This window comes from Flavobacterium sp. UBA7680 (genome assembly GCF_002482975.1).
In the GTDB taxonomy this organism is placed as follows: Bacteria; Bacteroidota; Bacteroidia; order Flavobacteriales; family Flavobacteriaceae; genus Flavobacterium.
Map to the genome: position 1 here is coordinate 225,005 of NZ_DLHA01000019.1, position 22,314 is coordinate 247,318.

At 34.1% G+C, this 22,314-nt stretch carries 23 protein-coding genes; 19 read left to right on the top strand and 4 right to left on the bottom strand.

Annotated features, from left to right (window positions below):
• Positions 1-5: 5 nt before the first annotated feature.
• Together ygiD and B3C18_RS05905 are read left to right on the top strand one after the other, a co-directional pair.
• A complete protein-coding gene (ygiD, locus tag B3C18_RS05900; protein WP_291143852.1) occupies positions 6-896 on the top strand; it encodes a 4,5-DOPA dioxygenase extradiol in 891 nt (296 codons plus the stop codon).
• A gap of 68 nt (positions 897-964) precedes the next feature.
• Positions 965-1,621 (top strand): alpha/beta hydrolase, encoded by a 657-nt coding sequence (locus B3C18_RS05905; RefSeq protein ID WP_291143855.1) that lies wholly within the window; start codon positions 965-967, stop codon positions 1,619-1,621.
• Between the two features lie 49 nt (positions 1,622-1,670).
• On the opposite strand, the gene B3C18_RS05910 is transcribed toward B3C18_RS05905, so the two are convergent.
• Positions 1,671-2,939, bottom strand: coding sequence for an NAD(P)/FAD-dependent oxidoreductase (locus tag B3C18_RS05910; protein WP_291143859.1), 1,269 nt, complete (start codon positions 2,937-2,939; stop codon positions 1,671-1,673).
• A 228-nt stretch (positions 2,940-3,167) separates the two neighbouring features.
• Between B3C18_RS05910 and B3C18_RS05915 the strand changes: the two genes are divergently transcribed.
• Entirely contained in the window at positions 3,168-3,743 is a 576-nt protein-coding gene (locus B3C18_RS05915) for a Crp/Fnr family transcriptional regulator (protein WP_291143862.1), read from the top strand.
• Between the two features lie 10 nt (positions 3,744-3,753).
• On the opposite strand, the gene B3C18_RS05920 is transcribed toward B3C18_RS05915, so the two are convergent.
• Both B3C18_RS05920 and B3C18_RS05925 read right to left on the bottom strand, forming a co-directional pair.
• Positions 3,754-4,944 carry a hypothetical protein gene (locus tag B3C18_RS05920; RefSeq protein ID WP_291143864.1) on the bottom strand — a complete coding sequence of 397 codons (1,191 nt, stop codon included), beginning with the start codon at positions 4,942-4,944 and terminating at the stop codon, positions 3,754-3,756.
• 178 nt (positions 4,945-5,122) lie between these two features.
• The gene (locus tag B3C18_RS05925; protein ID WP_291143868.1) at positions 5,123-7,636 is read right to left on the bottom strand and encodes a T9SS type A sorting domain-containing protein; all 2,514 of its coding nucleotides are present in this window, start codon (positions 7,634-7,636) and stop codon (positions 5,123-5,125) included.
• 310 nt (positions 7,637-7,946) lie between these two features.
• On the opposite strand from B3C18_RS05925, the gene B3C18_RS05930 reads away from it, so the two are divergent.
• The 4 genes from B3C18_RS05930 (at position 7,947) to B3C18_RS05945 (ending at position 10,850) form a co-directional block, all read left to right on the top strand.
• Complete coding sequence (locus B3C18_RS05930; protein ID WP_291143871.1) at positions 7,947-8,381, top strand: GNAT family N-acetyltransferase; 435 nt, start codon at positions 7,947-7,949, stop codon at positions 8,379-8,381.
• Between the two features lie 54 nt (positions 8,382-8,435).
• Positions 8,436-9,251 (top strand): LytR/AlgR family response regulator transcription factor, encoded by an 816-nt coding sequence (locus tag B3C18_RS05935; protein WP_291143873.1) that lies wholly within the window; start codon positions 8,436-8,438, stop codon positions 9,249-9,251.
• Positions 9,252-9,359: 108 nt separating this feature from the next.
• Positions 9,360-10,493, top strand: a complete 1,134-nt coding sequence (locus tag B3C18_RS05940; protein WP_291143876.1) for a serine hydrolase domain-containing protein — start codon at positions 9,360-9,362, stop codon at positions 10,491-10,493.
• Between the two features lie 66 nt (positions 10,494-10,559).
• Positions 10,560-10,850 carry a DUF1272 domain-containing protein gene (locus B3C18_RS05945; protein WP_291143879.1) on the top strand — a complete coding sequence of 97 codons (291 nt, stop codon included), beginning with the start codon at positions 10,560-10,562 and terminating at the stop codon, positions 10,848-10,850.
• A 69-nt stretch (positions 10,851-10,919) separates the two neighbouring features.
• Here the strand turns inward: B3C18_RS05945 and B3C18_RS05950 are convergent, their stop codons facing one another.
• A complete protein-coding gene (locus tag B3C18_RS05950) occupies positions 10,920-11,231 on the bottom strand; it encodes a winged helix-turn-helix transcriptional regulator (protein WP_291143882.1) in 312 nt (103 codons plus the stop codon).
• Between the two features lie 72 nt (positions 11,232-11,303).
• On the opposite strand from B3C18_RS05950, the gene B3C18_RS05955 reads away from it, so the two are divergent.
• The 12 genes from B3C18_RS05955 (at position 11,304) to B3C18_RS06010 (ending at position 22,273) form a co-directional block, all read left to right on the top strand.
• Positions 11,304-12,374, top strand: coding sequence for an alkene reductase (locus tag B3C18_RS05955; RefSeq protein WP_291143885.1), 1,071 nt, complete (start codon positions 11,304-11,306; stop codon positions 12,372-12,374).
• A gap of 55 nt (positions 12,375-12,429) precedes the next feature.
• Entirely contained in the window at positions 12,430-13,356 is a 927-nt protein-coding gene (locus tag B3C18_RS05960) for a ClpXP adapter SpxH family protein (RefSeq protein ID WP_291143888.1), read from the top strand.
• Between the two features lie 127 nt (positions 13,357-13,483).
• Complete coding sequence (locus B3C18_RS05965; protein WP_291143891.1) at positions 13,484-14,044, top strand: Crp/Fnr family transcriptional regulator; 561 nt, start codon at positions 13,484-13,486, stop codon at positions 14,042-14,044.
• 83 nt (positions 14,045-14,127) lie between these two features.
• Complete coding sequence (locus B3C18_RS05970; protein ID WP_291143893.1) at positions 14,128-14,805, top strand: hypothetical protein; 678 nt, start codon at positions 14,128-14,130, stop codon at positions 14,803-14,805.
• Positions 14,805-15,116, top strand: a complete 312-nt coding sequence (locus tag B3C18_RS05975; RefSeq protein ID WP_291143896.1) for a hypothetical protein — start codon at positions 14,805-14,807, stop codon at positions 15,114-15,116. Before B3C18_RS05970 ends, B3C18_RS05975 begins: the two co-directional genes overlap by 1 nt.
• Before the next feature lie 12 nt (positions 15,117-15,128).
• The gene (locus tag B3C18_RS05980; protein ID WP_291143899.1) at positions 15,129-16,076 is read left to right on the top strand and encodes an NADP-dependent oxidoreductase; all 948 of its coding nucleotides are present in this window, start codon (positions 15,129-15,131) and stop codon (positions 16,074-16,076) included.
• A gap of 16 nt (positions 16,077-16,092) precedes the next feature.
• Positions 16,093-16,962 (top strand): PhzF family phenazine biosynthesis protein, encoded by an 870-nt coding sequence (locus B3C18_RS05985; protein WP_291143902.1) that lies wholly within the window; start codon positions 16,093-16,095, stop codon positions 16,960-16,962.
• A gap of 54 nt (positions 16,963-17,016) precedes the next feature.
• Complete coding sequence (locus tag B3C18_RS05990) at positions 17,017-17,835, top strand: LytR/AlgR family response regulator transcription factor (RefSeq protein ID WP_291143905.1); 819 nt, start codon at positions 17,017-17,019, stop codon at positions 17,833-17,835.
• Between the two features lie 324 nt (positions 17,836-18,159).
• Complete coding sequence (locus tag B3C18_RS05995) at positions 18,160-20,544, top strand: TonB-dependent receptor (RefSeq protein ID WP_291143908.1); 2,385 nt, start codon at positions 18,160-18,162, stop codon at positions 20,542-20,544.
• Positions 20,545-20,555: 11 nt separating this feature from the next.
• On the top strand, positions 20,556-21,374 hold the full coding sequence (locus tag B3C18_RS06000) for a DUF4249 family protein (protein WP_291143911.1): 819 nt from the start codon (positions 20,556-20,558) through the stop codon (positions 21,372-21,374).
• A 62-nt stretch (positions 21,375-21,436) separates the two neighbouring features.
• Positions 21,437-21,847 carry a hypothetical protein gene (locus tag B3C18_RS06005; RefSeq protein ID WP_291143914.1) on the top strand — a complete coding sequence of 137 codons (411 nt, stop codon included), beginning with the start codon at positions 21,437-21,439 and terminating at the stop codon, positions 21,845-21,847.
• 15 nt (positions 21,848-21,862) lie between these two features.
• Positions 21,863-22,273, top strand: coding sequence for a DUF4345 family protein (locus B3C18_RS06010; protein WP_291143916.1), 411 nt, complete (start codon positions 21,863-21,865; stop codon positions 22,271-22,273).
• Positions 22,274-22,314 lie beyond the last annotated feature (41 nt).

Genomic DNA, 22,314 nt, shown 5'->3' on the forward strand with positions numbered 1-22,314 from the left:
AAGAAATGGACAGAAAAGATTTTTTAAAAACTATGGCCATTTTACCATTGGGAGCTGCAGCAATGCAGCTCAGCTCCCTAAAAATAGCAACAGATACTTTTGGCGCAACAGAGCGTATGCCCGTTCTTTTTCTTGGACACGGGAATCCGATGAATGCTCTTGCAGATAATAATTTTACTCAGGGTTTTGAGCAAATTGCCAAAACATTGCCCAAACCACGTGCTATACTTTGTATTTCTGCACATTGGGAAACTAAAGGTACTTTTGTTACCGCAATGCAAAAACCGGAAACCATTCATGATTTTGGCGGTTTCCCAAAGGCTCTTTTCGACCTGCAATATCCTGCGCCCGGAAGTCCGGAATTAGCATTAGAAACACAAAAACTTATCACTTTTACTCCGGTTGGGCTCAGCAATGATTGGGGTCTGGATCACGGATGCTGGTCTGTAATAAAGTTTCTTTATCCAAATGCCGATATTCCTATTGTAGAAATGAGTATCGATTATACAAAACCTGCTTCTTATCATTATGAATTAGGTAAAGAATTGGCAGCGTTAAGACGCAAAGGTGTACTTATTGTAGGAAGCGGAAACTCGGTACATAATTTACAGCTTGCGGCATGGGATAAAATGATGGTTCCCGGATATGCCTACGAATGGGCACATATTGCAAATGAAAAAATGAAAAAAATGATTTTGGAAGATGATCATCAATCGCTTATCAATTTTGATAAACAAGGACGTGAATTCGAACTCGCTGTTCCTACACCGGAACATTATATTCCAATGTTATACATATTAGCACTTAAAGAAAAAGACGAAAAAGCTACTGTATTTAATGATGCCTTAGTAGCCGGTTCACTCAACATGATGTCTATCAAAATTGACAAGGCATGATTGTAAAAAAGCATTTTTGGGTATCCTTTGGTATCCTTATTTTAATTTCAATTTTTAGTTTTACTATTATGAATTCAAGCAGAGAAAATACCAAACTACATTATTTGGTAAGACAACCTAAAATCAAAACTACAAATCCGCCCTTAATTTTGTTATTGCATGGCGTAGGCGGAAATGAGCAGAACCTTTTTTCTTTTGCTAATGATTTGCCCGACAACTTTTTGGTAGTCTCTGCACGCGGGCCGCTTACTTTTGGCCCGGAAAGTTTTGCCTGGTTTCAGGTAAATTTCGTTGACGGAAAACCACAAATCAACGAACAACAGGCCGAAGCTGCGAGAGTAACGATTTTAGATTTTATAGAAGATTTAAAACACGAACTTCATTTTGATGAAAAACAGGTTTATTTAATAGGCTTTAGCCAAGGAGGAATCATGAGTTACAGCGCGGCTCTTACCGCTCCAGAAAAAATAAAAGGAATTGCCGTTATAAGCGGCAGACTTCTTCCTGAAGTACAACCTCTTATAGCAGACCATAAACGTCTTGAAAAACTTAAGGTTCTAGTTTTGCACGGAAGACAAGATCCTGTTCTTCACCTGCCTTATGCACTTGAAGCTGTAACTTATCTAAAATCAAAAGAAATGAATCCGGAATTTAAGTCTTACGAAGGAGGTCATTCCATAAACAAACAAATGCTTGATGACATAAATCTTTGGCTCGCAAAATAATAATCATTCAAAAAAATACCTGCTTTATAAAGCAGGTATTTTTTTAGTTTTATGATCTAAAAATCATTCGTAAAGATTGATCTTTAGTAATATACGCCACAATCCAATTGTAAAACGTTTTGAGTTTATTGTTGTAGTTTGCCAAACCAAAAAGATGGATAAAAAGCCACGCCATTAAGGCCAGAAAACCACTAAGATGCAGTTTATGTTTAAAAAGATCCACCACAGCATTGTGTCTGCCTACAATCGCCATATCTCCTTTATCAAAATAAATAAAAGGCTTTTGAGGTTTTCCTTTTGCAATCAAAGAAAGGTTTTTTGCCAATAATTTCCCTTGCTGAATAGCAACCTGAGCCAGTTGCGGATGTCCGTTTGGATAATTAGGATCAGAACTCTGAATACAGCTGTCTCCAATGGCATATATAGCATCAGAAGACATTAATTTATTGTATTGATCGACAATCATTCTGTTTCCTTTTCCTAAACTTGTCTGCGAAATTCCATCAAATACATTTGCTGTTACGCCAGCAGTCCAAATAAGGCTTTTGGTTTTAATAGATTCGCCATTTGTAAATTGCACTTCATCATCCATATATGATTTCACCTGTGTATTTAGCTTGATTTTTACATCTAAATTTTCAAGTGCTTTATACGTTTCGCGATGTGTTTTTTCGCTCAGGTTAGCCAGTAATACCGGCATACTGTCAACGATATAGATACTAGCATTAGTCTTGGCAAGTTCAGGATATTCTTTTGCCAGCAGGTGTTTTTTCATTTCTGCAAGCATACCCGCAACTTCAACACCAGTTGGTCCGCCTCCGGCAACAACAATCGTCATTAATAGTTCACGTTCTTTACTATCTGTAGTTATAGAAGCTCGTTCCAGATTCTTCAACAATGCATTTCGCATCTTTAAAGCATCATCAACCGTTTTCATTGGTATCGCATTTTTCTGAACACTTTCAATACCATAAAAATTAGTTTTGGCTCCCGCGGCAAATACCAGAATATCATATTCTAACTCGCCGTTATTTAATTTTATAATTTTGTTTTCCTGATCAATGCTTACCACTTCTCCCATACGAAAATTGATGTTTTCGTATTGAAACATTTTCCTAAACGGATAACTTATACTTGAAGGCTCCAAAAAACTTGTCGCAACCTGATACAACAACGGAGAGAAATAATTGTAATTGTTTCGGTCAACCACTGTAATGCTGTAATTAGAATTTTTACGCAGATTTTGTACAAGATTTAATCCGGCAAAACCACCGCCAATTACGACGACTTTTTTCTTATTTGAAAATGATTTTTTCATGATGTTTGGTATTAAATTAAACCGATCTGACAACTCAGTATCTTCGTTTTTTATACCGTGCAGTCTTATCTGTTTTTGTAAATGTTTTTTTCTCTTATTCATTTATATATGCAAAGTTGTACCTTTATAAGGAGAAAAAAGTTAATGTATTTGAAGAAATATTTTTAGAGATTTTTTTTTCTGAATTCCAAAATACACTTTGAATACCAGACAATTAAAACAAATCTTATGTACGAAATTCTCTTTGCACATATTTCAAATTATACTTTCATTTCTGATCCCGAAAAGGAAATACTTGAAGATAAACTGGAGCATAAAAAAGTGTCCCGAAAAGAGTTTTTGCTTACGGAATTTGAAGTATGTGATTCCTATTATTTTGTATTGTCGGGCTGCATTCGGCTTTATAAAAATACCGACAACGGAAACGAGCAGATTTTACAATTTGGAATTGAAAAATGGTGGATTAGCGATTACAACAGTTTTGAAACCCAAAAGCCATCAGAATATAACCTGCAGGCCATTGAAGATACCGAAGTTTTGATTCTAAAAAGATCAGATTATAATTATTTGTTTACCAATGTACCATGTCTGAACACTTATTTTAGGCTTATGATGCAAAAGGCATACAGTGCTTCACTTAAAAAAATGGAGATTATTCTTTGCCATTCGGCAGAAGAACGTTACCAGCAATTCAGCACTTCCTTTCCGGGATTTGTACAAAGAATTCCGCAATATATGCTTGCCTCTTTTTTGGGATTTACACCGCAGTTTTTAAGTATGCTCAGGGCAAAAAAAGATTCCTAATTAAACTAGTTTATTCTGATTTAGGAAATTTTGCTGCCGTAACTTTCGGGATAACCACTACAAAATCAAATCCATTTATAATTCTTGACAGCGTAACATCATTTACTACTATTTCTTTATTTTCTAATGCATTTCTTAATGACTGCATATCAACACAATACCATTGATTACCTTCAACGGCACTAAATATTGGTTTTAAAACTTTTGTATTGTTGCTGTTTTCATTTATCTCTTGTTCTGGAAATCCTTTAAATGGCGAACCTATAGCGCCTGATTTCCCAACAATTAAAATGTGTAAAGAGTTTTTAAATTGGCTGTCCGCAATATTATGAACTAAACTGCCTATATCATAAACTTTCAAATAGCTTTCGCCTTTTGGCAAATGTCCGGCTCCGTATTTAAAAAGATTCTTTTTGTTTGCCCATTTATCATATACGTTCATCAAATTATTCTTCATTAATTGAACTCGTAAATGATGGTTTTGCTCTTTATAAATCTTAGCTGTTAGTTTTAGCGCTTCAATTTGTTCTTTTTCCTTTTGACTTATATTTAGCTGCAGCAATTCTTCAATTTGTTTTCCAAAATCATCTGTCATTAAATACATTGGCCTACTTGAATTTTTTAAAAAATCAGCAAAATATGTTTTGGATTTTAGTTCAATATCTTCATAAATCTTTCTTGCTTTTTCATTCTTCGTTTTAAGTTTAAGTTCACTGCAAATCAATCGGTCGGCGTTCATTAAAACTTGATCAATTCCGTAAACAGAAGTATTGGCTTTTACGAGTTTTTTCAACAGTTTAAATTCCGGTTCCATCGCAAAAAAAGAAAAAACATTTCCAAAATCATCGACATACTTTTCTAATTGTACATTAGATAATGTTTTGATTTTTGAGGTAATTATTTCGGCCGAATACGGATCTATTTCGCAAAAGAAATTATCAAACTTAACTTTATCCGTTATTGCCGATGTAAAAAATGGAATTTCATTTGTAAAATGATCTTCGGCAAGTAATACATAATTTGATTTTTGTATTTCATTAATCAGATTATCCCAGCCATTTCCGGTAAAAGCTGTTTCATTTACAGCAAAAGTCTTGGCATTTTTCTTCACATATTTGGTTACCAAAGAATCTTGAGAAAAAGACATTAAAGGTGTTGCCACTATTGCTGCCAACAGAATAAGTAAGTGAAATGGTTTCATGATTTTATGAATTAAGTTAATTTGATTTTTTCGATGATGCAAAGTTACTATCATAACACATTTCGCTGATTCACAATTGTTAAGAAATAATTCTAAATAAAAAGAGCTCAATATAAAATTGAGCTCTTTGACCTAATTAATCATTACTTGGGGCAAAATGTTTAAATCAGGCTGTACTTTATTGCTTTATTAATTTCTTTGTAAACGATCCCTTATCGGTTTTAGCAACTACCAGATAAATTCCCGTTGATAAATCAGAAACCGAAAAACTATTTGAAGGATATTCTTTTATGAGCGAACCCAATAAATTGTAAATTTTTACATTTCGGATTTCATCACTGCTGTCTATTGTTACAATATTTGAAGTTGGATTTGGATGAAGTACCAGATACGCATTTTCAAAAACTTCATCTTTAGTTCCAAGATTAGAAAGATCACCAACTTTCATTCCGTTTCCAAAACTCGTAACCCAAAGTTCATTGGCATTATACGGATTAAAGAAAACACGTTCCGGCTGCTGAAACGGATAAGAATCAACCATAGAAAAAGTAGGCGTTGCCGAATTAATATTAGAAGAAATCCATAATCCCTGCCCTTCTGTAGTTAAGTAAATTTGATTTGCATTCGTTGGATTAAATGTAATTGAAGTTACCCTGTCAATCGTTGAACCCGATAATTTAGTCCAGCTTGTACCACGATTTGTAGTTCTGTATAAACCGCCTAAACCATTTGGCGCACCGCCCCAACCGCTAAACACACACGCATACCAAGTATTTTGTGCCGCATCATTAGGATCAATTACAACATCTTTTGTCCAATATTGCATTCCTGCATGCGAAACATCTGTCCACGAATTGTTTGCCGGAGTGTAAACAAATACACCAGAACTCGGCTGAAAACCAACATCTTCAACACGACGTCCAGAATAAGAACAAACCACTTTTCCGTCATTCAAAACATTAATACAAGCCGGATGTTTTTGTGTTCTCGGCGGGTTCGGTAAAAGTGTCCACGTTGAAGAAGCTAAAAGATTCAGGTTTGTTGTTTTATAAATTCCGCCAACACCATTTCCGTTTGCATAATGAATTACACTCGCATAAGCCGTATTTGGGTTATTAGGATCAATCGCAATCCAAAAAACAGGATGATTAAAAACGTGAAGATTCTGCCATGTCTGCCCTTGATTTGTAGAATAAACAATCTTTCCGTTAGCATCATCCGCATCGAGCGTTTCATCAAACAATCGTGTACTTTGGTACATATCATGAATGTCTGACGTTGCCATAAACAAAGTTCCATTTGTTGGATGCGCCGCAATACGATAACTCGTATTTGCATTGTGTCCCGTATAATTAAATGACCAAGACGAACCCGCATCATCACTTTTAATTCCTTTAATATCAGAGAAGCAAGACCATACTTTGTTTGCATTAATCCAATGCATTTGCCAGCTGGTTGTATTCTCTAATCCGTTACTTTGGTACGAACGAAATTGCGGTGTCACAGCATTTGCAGCATTTTGCGAAGCAGTCGCAACATAAGCCTGCTGCCATGAAGTTCCTCCGTTTGATGTTTTATGTACAAAACCATAATCTCCAAAAATAACTTTACTGGAATTGTTTGGAGAAACAGCCATCCCAAAAGGACATTCGCCGTAAGACCAGCCGCGGTCACCGCCTTGCCCGCTCCATCCTGTTGTTATATTTTGATTATTTGTTGTTATAAAAGTATTATTCCAATTCGTTCCTGCATTTATAGTTTTAAACACTGTAGGTCTTGCACTCGAATTACTTCCGCATAAATAAACCGTATTAATATCGTTTTTAGCCATTCCCACAAACATAGGAAAATCAACACCCGGCGTAATTCCCGTCATTTTTGAAACCCAGTTTCCTGAACCGTAATCTACCGAATATATTCCTTTTGGAAATCCCCAATAATCAGAACCCGGCATTCCTGCATAAACACTATTAGTTAAAGCCGTAATACAAAAAAAGCGCGTTACGCCTCCTACTTTAGCGCCTGCAAAAGACCAAATTCTATCCGTAGCAGGAATTCCTGTTAATGCAGCAATGGTCCATGTTGTTCCACCATTTGCAGAAACCAAAACGCCATTATTAGTACCAATATAAATATTGTTTCCATCAAAGAAAACACCTCCTACGACTATCCCATTTCCGGTTGCAGCGGTATGAATACTGGTAAAACTTGTTCCGCCATTATTAGAAAAATAAATACGGTTGTATTGCGAAATTATAATTCGGTTTGGATTGTCGTAATCAGCATTTATGCTGTACAATTCCTCAGAATTGTTTGGATTTCCTGTTAATGGTGTCCAGGTAATTCCGTTATCAGTACTTTTCATAGGGCGCTGCATATCATTAGCATAACTAATCGTGTACAACAATCCCGGTGTCGAAGTATAACACACTTTTGAATTATGTCCGCCCCAAATTTGTCGGTGGTCAACCTGCGAATAATTCAGTCCAAAATCAGTCGTATGAAACAATTCTCCCATATCGCAAGAAGCATAATACTCATTGTCGTTATTAGGATTAAATGCCATTGAAAACATGGCGCCGCCTCCGCCAATTCCCCGCGAGACAAATGTTGACGGTTGAGCAAACAGCGATTGAAATGACAATACTGCGCAAAAAATTAAAATAGTGGTTTTTAAGGTTTGGTGCCTCATAGTGTAAAGATTTGGTTAAGTTTGTTTTTGTTAGATTCGGTAAAAAATACGCGCAAAAGCCGGGGGTTAGCTTTTGTACAATTAAAAATTGCGATTTTTACATAGGTCAAATTTACATGGTTATTTCACAAAATTAACAGCATATTAAAAGTAATTTATTCACATTTGTTAATAAATTATGTTTTTTATTTCATTATGTGATGTTTTCTTTTAAACTTATATTGGCGTCACTGCCAGATATTCTTAACAAATGTGAACGAAAAGCAGGCATGTCGTCGCTAATTTTGTATCGAATTAAAATTTTAAAAACATGAACGAATTAGTATATCGGAAGGCATTAGAAACAGATATGGATTATTTGCTTCAGCTTCGCAAAGAAACTATGAGCGAACATTTAATCAATTCCGGGATTGTTTCTAATGATGAAGATCAGTTATTGCGAATCAATTATCTTTTTGATCAGGCTAAAATTGTAGTTTTAGACAATGAAAATGTTGGTCTTTTAAAATTAGATGAAAAAGAAAACAGAATTGAAATTGTACAAATTCAAATTGATCCCAAATTCCAGAAAAAAGGACTTGGACAGCAAATTATTAAAGAAGTTATCAAAAATGCTTTAGCCGAAAAGAAGGAATTAGTTTTAAGCGTATTAAAAGCAAATCCGGCCAAAGAATTATATGAAAGACTGGGATTTAAAATAATTGACGAAGATGAATTTTCGTTTATGATGTTGTTTGTTATTTAAAAATATCCAACCTAATATTTGTTTAAATTTGTTCTTTCATCTTAATCGAGTTTTATGAATGTTTGGAAACAAAAGGATATTAAATTATTTCTAATCGTAATTCCGGTAATTAATTTGATCAATTACTTTATTACCTACAACAACGTATCCTTCAATTTCTATTTCTTCATTACTTTTCTGATTGATACGGCTCAGGGCTATTTTGCGTGGCTTATAATTCGGTATATTATTATAAAAATGGAAATGAAAAGTCCGCTGATTCACTTTTCATTTGAACGAATTTTAAAACAGCTCATTTTGACTTCTGTTATAGGATTAGCAATCATTATTTTACTTACCGAAATTTTAAACGCCGCAGCCAGAGATACTCCCGTTCCTTTGAGCTTTTATTTTCTGGATATCTGGATTTACTTTATCTGGATTTTAGTTATTAATGGGGTTTACATCGGAATGTATTATTTTTTGATTTGGAGAAACTCGGAACAAAAATTATTAGGTTCTCAAAACTTAAAAGCAGAAGGAATCAATGTTAAAATAGGAAACAAAAACAGTAAAATTGCCCTTAATTCTATTGCCGGATTTTATGTGGAAGACAATGTTAGTTTTGTAATTGACAAAGATTCTAAATCGTATATTATAGAAAGTTCCCTTGAAAATTTAGAGTATAAACTGCCTCCCGAAATTTTCTTTAGAATTAATAGAAAATACATTCTTAACCGAAGCTCCATTGTATCGTTTAAAAGAATTGAAAACAACAAATTATTAATTCTAACCATCGATAATAATGTAATTCCCGCCGAACTTACTTTAAGCAGACTAAAATCGCCTGCATTTAAAAAGTGGTTTGAAAAAGATATGCTGGAACTTTAGTGCGTTTCAACTCTAAATTCAATACGCTTCGGCTTTAAAACCCAATAAATAAGGTGTTTTGTTTTTTCATGAAAATATATTTGCTCCAAATTTTAAACAAATAATATCATGAAACAATTCATTTTTAAAATTGCAATCTTTATTGTTTTGCCATTTTTAAGTTATGCACAAACCACTAATTTTGATCAAAAAGAAACGGTTATAGATTCTATTATGAAAACCAAATTAGTTTTTAAAGGGAAAAAACCAGTTCACAGTTTTCTTCTTTATGGAAAAAATAATACAACCGGATTTGAAATCAATAAAGGCGTTGGAATCATCGGAAGAAATAATACTCCCGTTGACGAAAACTATCAATACAATACCGCCAGTATTACCAAAACATTTGTAGCCGCAATAATCCTTCAGTTAGAAGAAGAAGGAAAATTAAAAATAACAGATAAAGCGATACAATATTTAGCAAATGATGCAAATGTAAGATTCGAAAAAATCAATTATTTTACAGAAATTTCAATTGAAATGCTTTTGAATCATACTTCGGGAATTGCGGATGTTTTTACAGATGCCGAAACTAAATTCAATATAAGTGTTCTCTTTCATAAAAAAAGACAATACACGCCGCAAATGTTGATGGATAAATTTTATAAATATAAGCTGAATGAAAAGTTCTTTAACAAACCCGGCGAAGGCTATCATTATTCTGATATTAATTATATGATGCTTGGCTTTATTATCGAAAAAATTACGAATCAATCGCTGCCGCAAGCTATTAGAGAACGTATTTTGGAACCTTTAAAAATGGAAAATACGTATTTTGAATATTATGAACCAATTCATGGAAACGGCAAACGCGCAGATTCTTATTTGAACCGTATTAATATGACTAAAAATATTAATACATCTTATGAATGGGCTGGCGGCGGACTGGTTTCGACCACAAAAGAACTGGGCATTTTTATTGAAGCTTTATTCGATTTAAAACTCTTTAAAAACGAAAAAACATTAGAGAAAATGATTGACATAACGGCAACAAAAAAACTGGATGCTCATTATGGACTTGGACTTTATAAATATGATTTTAACGGAAAAACATTTTACGGTCACGGCGGATTTTACGGTTCAATTCTTGCTTACAATCCTGCCGATAAAGTTACAATTTCGGCTAATATTGGGCAGGCCTTTGCTCCTTTTAATACCGGAGAACTTATTCAGGAGTTAGTGAAAATTATTTCAAATCCTTAACAATTTCAATATCAAAAAACAATAACAATTTCAATATCAATATTAATATTAATAAAATCAAACATTATGTTAGAAATAAGAACCAATTGCGAGCATTGTAACAAATCTTTGCCAAACGATAGTTCAGAAGCCATGATATGCAGTTTTGAGTGTACGTTTTGCAGCGACTGTGTAACGAATGTATTAGAAAATGTCTGCCCGAATTGCGGCGGTGGTTTTGAAAAAAGGCCGACACGTCCAGCACAATCTCTTATAAAGAATCCTGTAAAAACAGAAATAATCCTAAAACCTGTTGATCTGGAAGTGTTTAAAACTTTAAAACAAAAAAATAAAGATATTGATCCTAGAAAACGTTAGATCATAATTAGTAGTAAATCGGGACATTAGTTTTGTTCCGATTTTTTGTTTTTAGAAGAAATTCTATTGTTATAAAAAACGCTCTAATTGATAGAAAACTGCGGTAAGTTCTTTTCCTTTTTCTGTCAATTCATATTCTACATGAAGCGGTTTCAGCTTAATTACTTTTCTTTCGAGTAAACCATCGTGTTCCATTTCTTTTAATGAAGAAGCGATTGATTGTTTATTTGAACCTTCAATTTCTCGCAAAAGACTACTAAACCGAACCGTATTATCGACCACCAAGCGAAAAATTTGCGGTTTCCACTTTCCTGCAAAAAGCTTTAAAACCTCTTCGGCTGGGCAGTTATCGATTTTATCTTCAATTTTTTTAGTAGTCATAAATTTTTGACTTATTGTGTAATATAAATTGTTGCTGGAACTTTGCGTAAAATTATTTAAAATAAATGAATTATGAATACTGAAAAACTTTTTAGTGCTTTAGATTTTAACGGTCTAAAACTAAACAATAGAATTGTAATGGCTCCTATGACACGATCAAGAGCGATTAATAATGTTCCGAATGATTTAATGGCTTTGTATTATGAACAAAGAGCAACAGCCGGATTAATAATTACCGAAGGCACTGCAACATCTGCCAATGCATTAGGATATGCGAGAATTCCCGGAATCTACAATCAGGAACAAATTGAAGGCTGGAAAAAAACAACAAACGCTGTACACAAAAAAGGCGGAAAGATTTTTACACAGCTTATGCATGTGGGGAGAATTGCCCACAAAGACAATCTTCCTGCCAACGGAATAATTGTAGCACCTTCTGCAATTTCTGCAGAAACCGATATGTGGACCGATGCTAACGGAATGCAAAAAACTGAAACACCGAAAGAACTATCTCATGATGAGATTCAAAACCTGATTCAGGAATTTGTTCAGGCGGCTCAAAATGCAATCGAAGCAGGATTTGACGGCGTAGAAATTCACAGCGCAAACGGTTATTTATTAGAGCAGTTTTTAAATCCAAATTCAAACGTAAGAACAGATGAATATGGCGGAAGCGTTGAAAACAGAAGCCGTTTTATTTTAGAAATTACGAAAGCTGTTGCAGCAAGTATTGGCTCAGCTAAAGTTGGAATCAGACTTTCGCCATACGGAACTTTTAACACGATGCCGGTTTATGATGAAATCTTTAAAACGTATGATTATTTGTCTGCCGAATTAAACAAATTAGATATCGCTTATTTACATCTTATTGATTATGCGGCAAGAGCATCTGAGGAAGGTTTGAACTTAATTCAAAAAATAAGAACCAATTTCAATAACGCCTTGATTTTAAATGGCGGTTATACAAAAGAAAGAGCTTTAGTTGGTTTAGAAAATGATAAAGCCGATTTAATTTCTTTTGGTTCGAGCTTTATTTCAAATCCAAATTTACCTTATAAATTAGAAAATAATCTGGAATTGACTCCGGCTGATCCAAGCACTTTTTATATGCCAGATGAAAAAGGATATACGGATTATGTATAAGTTAATCTTAATCACAACATTCCTATTTATTAATTGTAACAGTCAAAATTCAAAAATGAAACAAGAAAACAACAATCCGCTTTTATGCGATCCTGAAAGCGGAATCTGCGAAATGCCTTCTTACCAAAAAAGTAAAGAAGACGAAATAAAAACTGAAACTGAAAAACCGATCAAAATAGTTTATTTTACTGATCCTATTTGTTCTTCGTGCTGGGGAATTGAACCGCAATTGCGAAAACTGAAATTAGAATATGGAACTAATTTTGAAATCGAATACCGTATGGGCGGACTTTTAAAAGACTGGTCGTACAGCAGCGGCGGAATAAGTAAACCAAGCGATGTGGCGCATCATTGGGACGAAGTAAGTTTGTATTATGAAATGCCAATTGATGGCGATGTTTGGTTAGAAGATCCGTTAGCGTCTTCCTACCCTGCTTCTATCGCTTTTAAAGCGGCTCAAATACAAAACAAGGAAAAAGCAATTCAGTATTTAAGAAGAATCCGAGAAATGGTTTTTCTGGAAAAGAAGAATATCGCGAAGTTTGAAATACTTCAAAAAGCCGCTTTAGAAGTTGGTTTAGATACCGAAAAATTCAAAGCCGATTATGAAGGAACGGCAAAGGAATTATTCAATGAAGATTTAGAAGTTACCAGGAAATACGGCGTGCGAGGATTTCCAACTTTATTTTTGAGCAATCAAAAAGATAATCAACTTGTAATTAATGGTTTTCAACCTTATCAAAACTTTGAAAAAGCCATTTTGCAATTGTATCCAAATGCTGAAAAAACAGATATTAATAAAGGTTACAGTTATTTGTTTGGAAAATATGCAACATTAACAACTAAAGAATATGCTGTTTTAAGCAATCAATCAACTCGTGAAGCCGAAAAGTTTTTAAGCGATTTGGCGCATCAGAATAAATTAAAAAAGATCACTTCAAAAAATGGAAATTTATGGCAGTTAAAAGATTCTGGTAATTAACCCGAATTTCTAACAACCCTAATGAAACAGCCGCATCGCTGCAGCATGCCGGCTTAACATTGGGAAATAAAATGCTGTTTTATTTTCTGTATTAGTTTTTTTATCTTTGAAATATAAATCCACTACCATGTACGACCAACTGATAAAAAAGATAAAAACCATTCATTCTTTTACAGATGAAGAGATTGATTTTTTTATCAGCAAACTCAAGGAACGCTTTATTCCGAAAGGAGAACATTTCCTGATGGAAGGTCAAGTCAGCAGGCATTTAGGTTTTATTGTTTCGGGAATTGGAATGCATTACAGGAATTATGAAGGCGTAGAAATTCCGACTGATTTTACTGTTGAAAATGAATGGCTGGGTTACTTAAACAGCTTTACCAACAAAACAGTTTCTGATATGAATATCAAAGTATTAGAAGATACACAGCTGCTTCTTTTATCAGCAGAAGATTTTGAAACCGTTTATATGTTTCAACCCAAATTTATGATCTTAAAAGATTATTATACAGAGCTTTCCTTTATCAGTAATACGCGCCACACAGCCGATCTGGCCATGCTTGACGCCAAACAGCGCTATTATAAATTCATGAAAGACAAAGCAGATCTTGCTAATCGTGTTCCCCAATATTATATTGCTGCTTATTTAGGAATTAAACCTCAATCACTCAGCAGAATACGAAAATAAACCTACTGTTTTTTATTAACAAATGTGAACGAAACTGTTCGCTGTAGCTGCCAATTTTGCATCATAATTTTTATACTAAATTAATGATGGAAAATTTTAAAAAACAACTACTAAAAACAATAGTCGTAATAACGGCTGTAGTAAGTCACACAAATGCACAAACACAAGACTGGAAAACCGAGAAAAGAGTTAATCTTCTTTTTGGCATAGCGCAAACGGCGATAGCAAAAGGAATAAATGTTGAAGGAAACTATATTCACAACCGTTTTATTTTTGATTATTCGCACGGCGCTTCACTTGAGTTTACAGGTAACCTACTACCTGATGATTTAAAAAACCAACATCTTGCCGTTCACGAACCCTGGACAACGGGATTTGGTATTGGTTACAGAATTAAGGAATGGATCAACATTCGCGTTGAACCAAAATGGCACAAATTTGAGTTTTATTACGAAGGCGATCCGCAGACAAAAAGCAACGAAATTACTTCTTACAACACATTCAGCCTCGGATTAGGAGTTTATGGCAGTTATCTTCCGTTTAAAAAGAAAGACAATTTCCTAAAAGGATTTATTATTTCACCAAGCGTTAGATTTTGGCCAACCGTAAGTTCAAGTTTAAAAGGCGGTGAATTTATTTATCAGAATAGAGAAACTGGTAAAGTTGAAGAAATAAAAACGCTTGATCCCGGAACAAAATTTACGCCTATTGTAGTGAATGTCAGCATTGGATATTCTTTTCAACTAAATAAAAAAAGATAATGGCATCTGAAATAAAAGCCATTGTTTTCAAAACACCGCTGCTTAAAGCAACAAAGCTCTTTTTTGAAAATATTGGCTTTCAAATCAAAGAAACTTCTTTGATGCATTTTGTAATTTATTCTAAAAACTTACGGCTGGTTTTTCTTAAATCAGAAAGGGATTTTGAAATAGAATTATACACGAATGAAAAAGAAAGTTCTGAAAAATGTTTAACTGAAAAATGTAATGAACATTCTTTTGAAACTTCTGAAGACCCAAACAAAATAAAAGTGATAACGATTGTCAATAATCAGAAAAACAATAAATTATAATAATTAAAAAATATGAAAGCAATAGTATTAGACGGTTTTGGAGGAGTTGAGAATTTTAAAATTAAAGAAATTCCCCGTCCGCAAATCCGAGAAAAAGAAGTATTACTAAAAGTAAAAGCATTCAGCATAAATCCTGTTGATATTAAAACACGAAAAGGAGCTTCACTTGCCAGTGAATTAGCTAAAAATCCGCCTGTAATATTAGGTTGGGATGTTTCGGGAATTGTGGAAGAAGTGGGTTCTGAGGTTACCAATTTTAAAGTCGGCGACGAAGTTTTTGGAATGATTAATTTTCCGGGAGTTGGAAATGCTTACGCCGAATATGTTGCCGCTCCAGCCGGACATTTAGCGATTAAACCTGCCAACATAAGTCATGAAGAAGCCGCAGCCAGTACTTTGGCAGCATTAACGGCTTGGCAGGCTTTCACCTTTTTTGGTAAAGTAAAAAAAGATGATAAAATCCTGATTCATGCGGCGGCTGGCGGCGTGGGACATTATGCGGTTCAAATTGCCAAACATTTTGGTGCGTATGTTATTGGAACTTCTTCAGAAAAAAATAAAGATTTTGTTTTAGAATTAGGAGCCGATGAACATATCGATTACAAAAACGCCAGATTTGAAGATGTAGTTTCAAATGTTGATTTTGTTTTGGAAACTATTGGTTATGATAACTTTGGACGTTCTGTTGATGTTGTAAAACCAACGGGAACTATTATCAATTTACCATCGGGATTATCTGAAGAAGTAAAAGAAAAAGCCTTAAAAAAAGGTATAAATGTCAATTTCATGATGCTTGTTTTTTCTGATCCTGAAGACATGAAAAGTATTGCATCGCTTTTAGAACAAGGAATTATAAAAGCACACGTTTCAAAAATATTCGATTTTGAAGACATTCAGGCCGCACACACGCAGGTTGAAAGCGGAACTACTGCGGGAAAAATTGTTGTTAGAGTATTTTAATTTAAAAAGACATAAAATGAAATATCATCACGTTGACGTTTTTTCAGATAAACCATTTTCGGGAAATGGACTGACTATTTTTATTAACGAAAATCCTCTGGAGAAATCTCTTATGCAGACTATTACGCAGGAAATGAGACAATTTGAAAGTATCTTTTTAAATCAAATAAACTCAGATACTTTTCGCGCTCATATTTTTACAATGGAAGAAGAATTGGATTTTGCGGGACATCCCATAATTGGAGCAGCCGCAATTGTTCATGATTTATATGCTAAAGATACAGAAGAAAGCAGTGTCAATTTTCAGCTTAATGAAAAATTAGTTACGGTAAAAACGGTAAAGCATAACAATCATTATTCTGCACAAATGAATCAGGGGAAACCGGAATTCAGAAATATTCTAAGTAAAGAACAGGAAGAAACTTTTTTAAGTTATTTCAATCTTTTACCAGATGATAAATACGATCATTTGCCTTTGCAGGTAATATCGACAGGACTTCCCTATTTGATAATTCCTGTAAAGTCAAAATCTTTAGCCAAAGTAAAAGTCACTATACCGGATTTAGAAGAAAAGCTACAAGAAGTAAATGCGAAGTTTTTCTATGTTTTAGATACTGAAAATCTGGAAGGAAGAACCTGGGATAATTTTGGTTTGGTCGAAGATATTGCCACAGGAAGTGCGGCGGGACCTGCGGGCGCTTATTTAGTTGAGAATAAATTGGTAAATATTAATAGCGAAATTATACTAAATCAGGGAAGTTTTTTAGGAAGACCGAGTGAAATGAAAGTAATAGTAAAGGGAACTAATGTTGAAGAAAGTGATATTTATGTGGAAGGTAATGTTTACAAAATAGCCATTGGAGAGCTGTTTCAATCAGATATATAATTGAAAAATAAGATGTTTCGTCAATTTTAGTACTTTTACATCAAATCTAACTTTATGAGCATTTGGAAAGATAAATACATCCCGATATTTCTTGTATTGATCCCAATATGCAAGCTGATAAATTTCTTTATTACTTTTTCTGAAGTAACGTATAACTCTGCTTTGGCTGTTGCTTTTGTGATTGATATCATTCAAGGATATTTGTGCTGGATGGTCATTCATTTAATCATCAAAAAGATGGAAAAGAAACAAAGTACCGTTCACTTTTCTATCTCTCAATTTTTAAAACAGGTTTTCTTTACTTCGCTTGGTGCAGTTGTAACGGCACTTATTGTTCCTGATGGAAGTGTTTTGATTACAGGAAAAAGATATACCAATTCTGATGGAAGTTACTTGCTTCATGACTTAATCACATTCCTGATTTGGATATTGTTAATCAATTTCATTTATGTCTTTTTAAGATATTATGATGTTTGGAAAAAAGTAGAAGAAAATCTATTGTTAGAAAAAACCTTAAAAACCGAAGGTCTTACGATTAAAATTGGCGACAAGAATATTAAAGTTGCTTTAACGGATATTCATGGTTTTTATGTAGAAAACGGTTTTACGTTTCTTATTAATTCCGGTTTTAAAACTTTTATTGTCGAAAGTTCTCTGGATAAACTGGAAGAAAGACTGCCCGAACGTTACTTTTTTAGGGTAAACAGAAAATTTATTCTGCACAGAAATGCTATTGTTTCTTTCAAAAGAATAGAAGATAACAAATTATTGATTACAACTTTATCGGAAAAACCTCTTCCGATCGAACTTTCTATGAGCCGTTTGAAAGCGCCTGCTTTTAAAAAATGGTTCGAGCTCGATACTGCGCTTTAATTAGCTGACATTTCAACCCCAAAATTGCTACACTTCAACTTTTGTTCGAGGTGAAATTCACTACACTTCAACTTTAAACCCTTGTTATCGCTAGGATTGCGGTTTCTTGTGCCAATATCTTTGCCAAAAATATTTAACCATTAAAAATCAAAATAATTTAAAGCAGGAAATCATGGTATAACAAATTAGGAGTTTCAATCATCAATCAATCACACATTCAAAACAAGCTTTTAGTCTTCTTTTAATCAATCATAAAAAGCTTGTTGCGGATATAATTTTAAATGCAGCTTACGGATGCTGCAGAATCAAATAAATCAATATCTAATGAAAATTACAAAACAATTATTTTTTAAATTACTATTTCTGATGGCGTTTGCATGGAATGCGTCGGCACAGGAAAAGGTAACCTTAAGCGGAACTATTTCCGACGACGCAAATAATGAAACACTCATTGGCGTAAACATTTACATTAAAGAACTTAAAACAGGAATCGTTACTAACGAGTATGGCTTTTATTCTATTTCGGTTCCTAAAGGAAAGTATGAACTTCAAGTAAGTTATATCGGGTATAAAACGATAATTCAAAACATTGCTTTAAATGCTTCCATTAAAAAGAATATAGCCCTGGAAAGTGACAGCGAGCAATTGCAGGAAGTCGTAATTAACAGCAATGATAAAAGTACGATTACCAACATCAGAAAACCTGAAATGAGTACCAATAAACTTACGATTCAGGAAATTAAAAAAATGCCTGCCGTTTTGGGCGAAGTCGATGTTTTGAAATCGGTATTGCAATTGCCGGGCGTTACCAATTCTGGAGAAGGATCAAACGGATTTAATGTTCGCGGCGGTTCAACAGATCAGAATTTAATTTTACTGGATGAGGCAACGGTTTACAATTCATCTCACGTTTTTGGTTTCTTTTCTGTTTTCAATTCAGATGCTATTAAAGATATCAAATTGTACAAAGGCGGAATTCCTGCAAAATACGGCGGACGCGTTTCTTCTGTTCTTGATATTTATCAAAAAGACGGAAACAGCAACGAGTTTCATATGAATGGCGGAATCGGTTTAATATCAAGCAGATTAATGGCCGAAGGCCCAATTACAAAAGGCAGAGGTTCGTTTTTAGTTGCCGGAAGAGGTTCATACGCTCATTTATTCATGAAGTTGTCTGACAACAAAAACTCGGCTTATTTTTATGATTTGAATGCGAAATTAAGCTACAAACTGAGCGATAACAATACGTTATTTGCGTCTGGATATTTTGGAAGAGATACTTTTAAAATCAGCGAAGATTTTAGCAATACTTACGGAAACTCGATTTTTAATTTGAGATGGAACCATTTATTTTCAGATAAGTTATTTTCTAATTTATCGGTAATCTACAGCGATTATGATTATGGTTTGGATTTACCTTCGGAAGGGCTTACTTGGAAATCAGGAATTAAAAATTACAATTTTAAATATGATTTTAAACACTACGCATCAGATAAATTAAAATTAACTTATGGTGTAAACGCGATGTTTTATGCCTTTAATCCTGGAACTGTAAGCCCTTTTGGTTCTTCTTCTGGAATTAATTTCAAGCAATTGGATAAAAAATACGCTGCAGAACCTTCCATTTATGTTCAGGCAGAACAGGAACTTACAGATAGATTATCGGTTAACTACGGACTGCGCTATAATATGTTTTACAGAATTGGCGAAACAGAGAATATTTATGCTAATGATCAGGCCGTAGTTTTTAATGATGCGATGCAAATTTATCAAAGTGCGACTCCAATAAGTGTAAAAAATCACGATGGCGGAGAAGTTATTGCAAGTTTTGATAATCTGGAACCGCGTATTGCCGTGGCTTATCAATTATCTGAAAACGAATCGTTCAAAGCGAGTTACAACAGAATGAGCCAGTATTTACATTTGATTTCAAACACAACATCGGCAACACCGCTTGATGTTTGGGCTCCGAGTGATAAATTCATCAAACCGGAAATATTAGATCAGGTTGCTTTTGGATATTTTAAAAACTTTAAAGACGGCGCGTATTCTCTTGAAGCAGAGACTTTTTACAAGCGAAGCAAAAATCATATTGATTATATTGACGGTGCTGATTTAATTGCCAATAATGCTATTGAACAAGTGGTACTTACAGGAAAATCAAGATCGTATGGTTTAGAGCTTTTGGTTAGAAAAAACACAGGTAAATTAACTGGTTTTGCTTCTTATACACTTTCTAGATCAGAACAGCAGACGCCGGGAAGAACAGCAAATGAAACCGGAATTAATAATGGTGAATGGTACCGTTCCAGCTATGATAAAATGCATAATCTTTCGGTTACAGGTGCGTATCAGGTTACAGAAAAATGGTCTTTCGGCGGAATTTTCGCCCTGCAGTCAGGAAGAGCGGCTACTTTCCCTAACGGTCAATATTCTTATGGCGGAATGGTAGTTCCTACTTTCGAAGGAAGAAATAAAAGCAATTTTGCGGCTTACCATCATTTAGATCTTTCGGCAACATATATTCCAAAACCGGATAAAAACAAAGGATGGCAGAGCGAATGGGTATTTAGTGTTTACAATATCTATAACAGAGCAAATGCGGCTTCGATGTCTTTCCGTCAAAACGAAACTTCGGGAGCAAATGAAGCGGTTAAAATGTCCATTTTCGGAATCATTCCGAGTGTTACGTACAACTTTAAATTCTAAAAATAAACAAAATGAAAAAACTAAAATATATAGCAATTATACTGGTAACTCTAATCGTTGCCAGCTGCGAGGATGTTGTTGATGTAAAATTAGATACAGCCCCGCCAAAATTGGTCATCGACGCTTCTATCAATTGGTTTAAAGGTACCAACGGAAGTGTTCAGAAAATTAAATTATCGACAACAACTGGTTTTTATGATACTGAAATTCCAGCGGTTTCGGGAGCAGTTGTTCAGATAAAAAATAGTGCGAATACTATCTTCAGTTTTGTTGAAATGCCAAATACGGGAGAATATATCTGCAGCAATTTTACACCCGTAATTGGTGAAACGTATGAACTGACGGTTGCAACTAACGGTGAAACGTATACTGCAGTCGAAAAAATGATGGGAGTTCCTGACATTGATCGTATCGAACAAAAAGATGATGCAGGATTTTCTGGAGATGAAATTGAAGTGAAATTTTACTTTAAAGACAATGCCAATGAAGCTAATAATTACATGACAACTTTTGAAACTGATATTGTCGTTTATCCTTATTACTCGGTTTTTGATGATGAATTTTTTCAGGGAAACGAAAGTTATGGTTCTTATACGCATCAGGATTTAGCACCCGGAAATGAAATGAAAATGGCACTTTACGGAATTTCTAAAGATTACCTGAATTATATGAACATTTTGTTGAGTGCTTCGCAAGATCAATACGGTCCGTGGTCTACAACGCCAACTAATGTGAGAGGAAATTTTATCAATCATACTGATTCTAAAAACTTTGCTTTAGGTTATTTCCGCCTTTCTGAAGTGGATAAAAGAGATTATACTATTCAGTAAATTATTTAATGCAGGAATCCTTCAATATTTAAAGAAGGATTCCTGTATAAATAGCTGCAAACATGGAAACTATTCGTAAAAACCTGCTGAGAATTCACGGCGTATTATTAATCTTAATTGGAATATCTGCCGCTATAAATACAACAGTTGGCGTTCATTTTAACAGAGGCCTTTATCATTTTCTTTATACCAACAAGCTTGCTTTTATTGGCTTATTTCAGGCTTATTTATTAGTGGTTTTAATTGGCATTGTTTTATGGTTAGGTTCTCAAAAGAAAAACAGGAAAAAGTGGAACCGCATTGGCTGTCTTTTTCATTTTTTTATCCTGATTTTATATGTTCAATATTGGGATTTCTTTATCTCCTTATATGAAGAAGAAAACACTACACTTATTAATTTCACCTTTCATCTTACTTTTTTTTCACTAGAACTCTGGGCAGGTTTCGCCAAATCAAAAAAAATACATACTTAAACAATTTTACAACAAATGAAAAAAGCAGTTAAATTATTTCTAATCACAAACGGAATAATCTTAATTCTTCAATCTATGCTGCTTTTAATAAAACCATCAGCATTTAGAATAACAGAATGCATAATACCTGACAGTCCAAATCTGGTCGAAATAATGACGCTGTACGGCGGACTTAAACTGGGCTTGGGTTTCTTCTCTTTTTGGAGTGCCTTTAATACTAAAAGATATAAAATGGCACTTTCTATATTTACTTTTATTTATTTTATCGCAGAAATTACCAAACTTATTGGCATAATTCAATACGGAGACAAGGATCTAAACAAATTAATTGCAATGGCTGCTAAAGTTGTTTGTGCTTTTTCTGCTTTCTACATCAATAAGGTTATTTTTTATTCGAAAAGAAGAATTGAGACTCCTAATTTTTGACAGAAAAAAATATAAATAACTGATAATAAATCTTTTAAAAC

Bases quoted from the DNA above. Each gene is read 5' to 3' on its own strand.
- B3C18_RS05960 (WP_291143888.1), top strand. From the start codon at position 12,430: ATGAAACAAGAAAACAACAATCCGCTTTTATGCGATCCTGAAAGCGGA.
- B3C18_RS05955 (WP_291143885.1), top strand. From the start codon at position 11,304: ATGAATACTGAAAAACTTTTTAGTGCTTTAGATTTTAACGGTCTAAAA.
- B3C18_RS05970 (WP_291143893.1), top strand. From the start codon at position 14,128: ATGATGGAAAATTTTAAAAAACAACTACTAAAAACAATAGTCGTAATA.
- B3C18_RS06005 (WP_291143914.1), top strand. From the start codon at position 21,437: ATGGAAACTATTCGTAAAAACCTGCTGAGAATTCACGGCGTATTATTA.
- B3C18_RS05965 (WP_291143891.1), top strand. From the start codon at position 13,484: ATGTACGACCAACTGATAAAAAAGATAAAAACCATTCATTCTTTTACA.
- B3C18_RS05945 (WP_291143879.1), top strand. From the start codon at position 10,560: ATGTTAGAAATAAGAACCAATTGCGAGCATTGTAACAAATCTTTGCCA.
- B3C18_RS05990 (WP_291143905.1), top strand. From the start codon at position 17,017: ATGAGCATTTGGAAAGATAAATACATCCCGATATTTCTTGTATTGATC.
- B3C18_RS05940 (WP_291143876.1), top strand. From the start codon at position 9,360: ATGAAACAATTCATTTTTAAAATTGCAATCTTTATTGTTTTGCCATTT.
- B3C18_RS05915 (WP_291143862.1), top strand. From the start codon at position 3,168: ATGTACGAAATTCTCTTTGCACATATTTCAAATTATACTTTCATTTCT.
- B3C18_RS06000 (WP_291143911.1), top strand. From the start codon at position 20,556: ATGAAAAAACTAAAATATATAGCAATTATACTGGTAACTCTAATCGTT.
- B3C18_RS05980 (WP_291143899.1), top strand. From the start codon at position 15,129: ATGAAAGCAATAGTATTAGACGGTTTTGGAGGAGTTGAGAATTTTAAA.
- B3C18_RS05985 (WP_291143902.1), top strand. From the start codon at position 16,093: ATGAAATATCATCACGTTGACGTTTTTTCAGATAAACCATTTTCGGGA.
- B3C18_RS05920 (WP_291143864.1), bottom strand. From the start codon at position 4,944: ATGAAACCATTTCACTTACTTATTCTGTTGGCAGCAATAGTGGCAACA.
- ygiD (WP_291143852.1), top strand. From the start codon at position 6: ATGGACAGAAAAGATTTTTTAAAAACTATGGCCATTTTACCATTGGGA.
- B3C18_RS05935 (WP_291143873.1), top strand. From the start codon at position 8,436: ATGAATGTTTGGAAACAAAAGGATATTAAATTATTTCTAATCGTAATT.
- B3C18_RS05905 (WP_291143855.1), top strand. From the start codon at position 965: ATGAATTCAAGCAGAGAAAATACCAAACTACATTATTTGGTAAGACAA.
- B3C18_RS05975 (WP_291143896.1), top strand. From the start codon at position 14,805: ATGGCATCTGAAATAAAAGCCATTGTTTTCAAAACACCGCTGCTTAAA.
- B3C18_RS05950 (WP_291143882.1), bottom strand. From the start codon at position 11,231: ATGACTACTAAAAAAATTGAAGATAAAATCGATAACTGCCCAGCCGAA.
- B3C18_RS05995 (WP_291143908.1), top strand. From the start codon at position 18,160: ATGAAAATTACAAAACAATTATTTTTTAAATTACTATTTCTGATGGCG.
- B3C18_RS05925 (WP_291143868.1), bottom strand. From the start codon at position 7,636: ATGAGGCACCAAACCTTAAAAACCACTATTTTAATTTTTTGCGCAGTA.
- B3C18_RS06010 (WP_291143916.1), top strand. From the start codon at position 21,863: ATGAAAAAAGCAGTTAAATTATTTCTAATCACAAACGGAATAATCTTA.
- B3C18_RS05930 (WP_291143871.1), top strand. From the start codon at position 7,947: ATGAACGAATTAGTATATCGGAAGGCATTAGAAACAGATATGGATTAT.
- B3C18_RS05910 (WP_291143859.1), bottom strand. From the start codon at position 2,939: ATGAAAAAATCATTTTCAAATAAGAAAAAAGTCGTCGTAATTGGCGGT.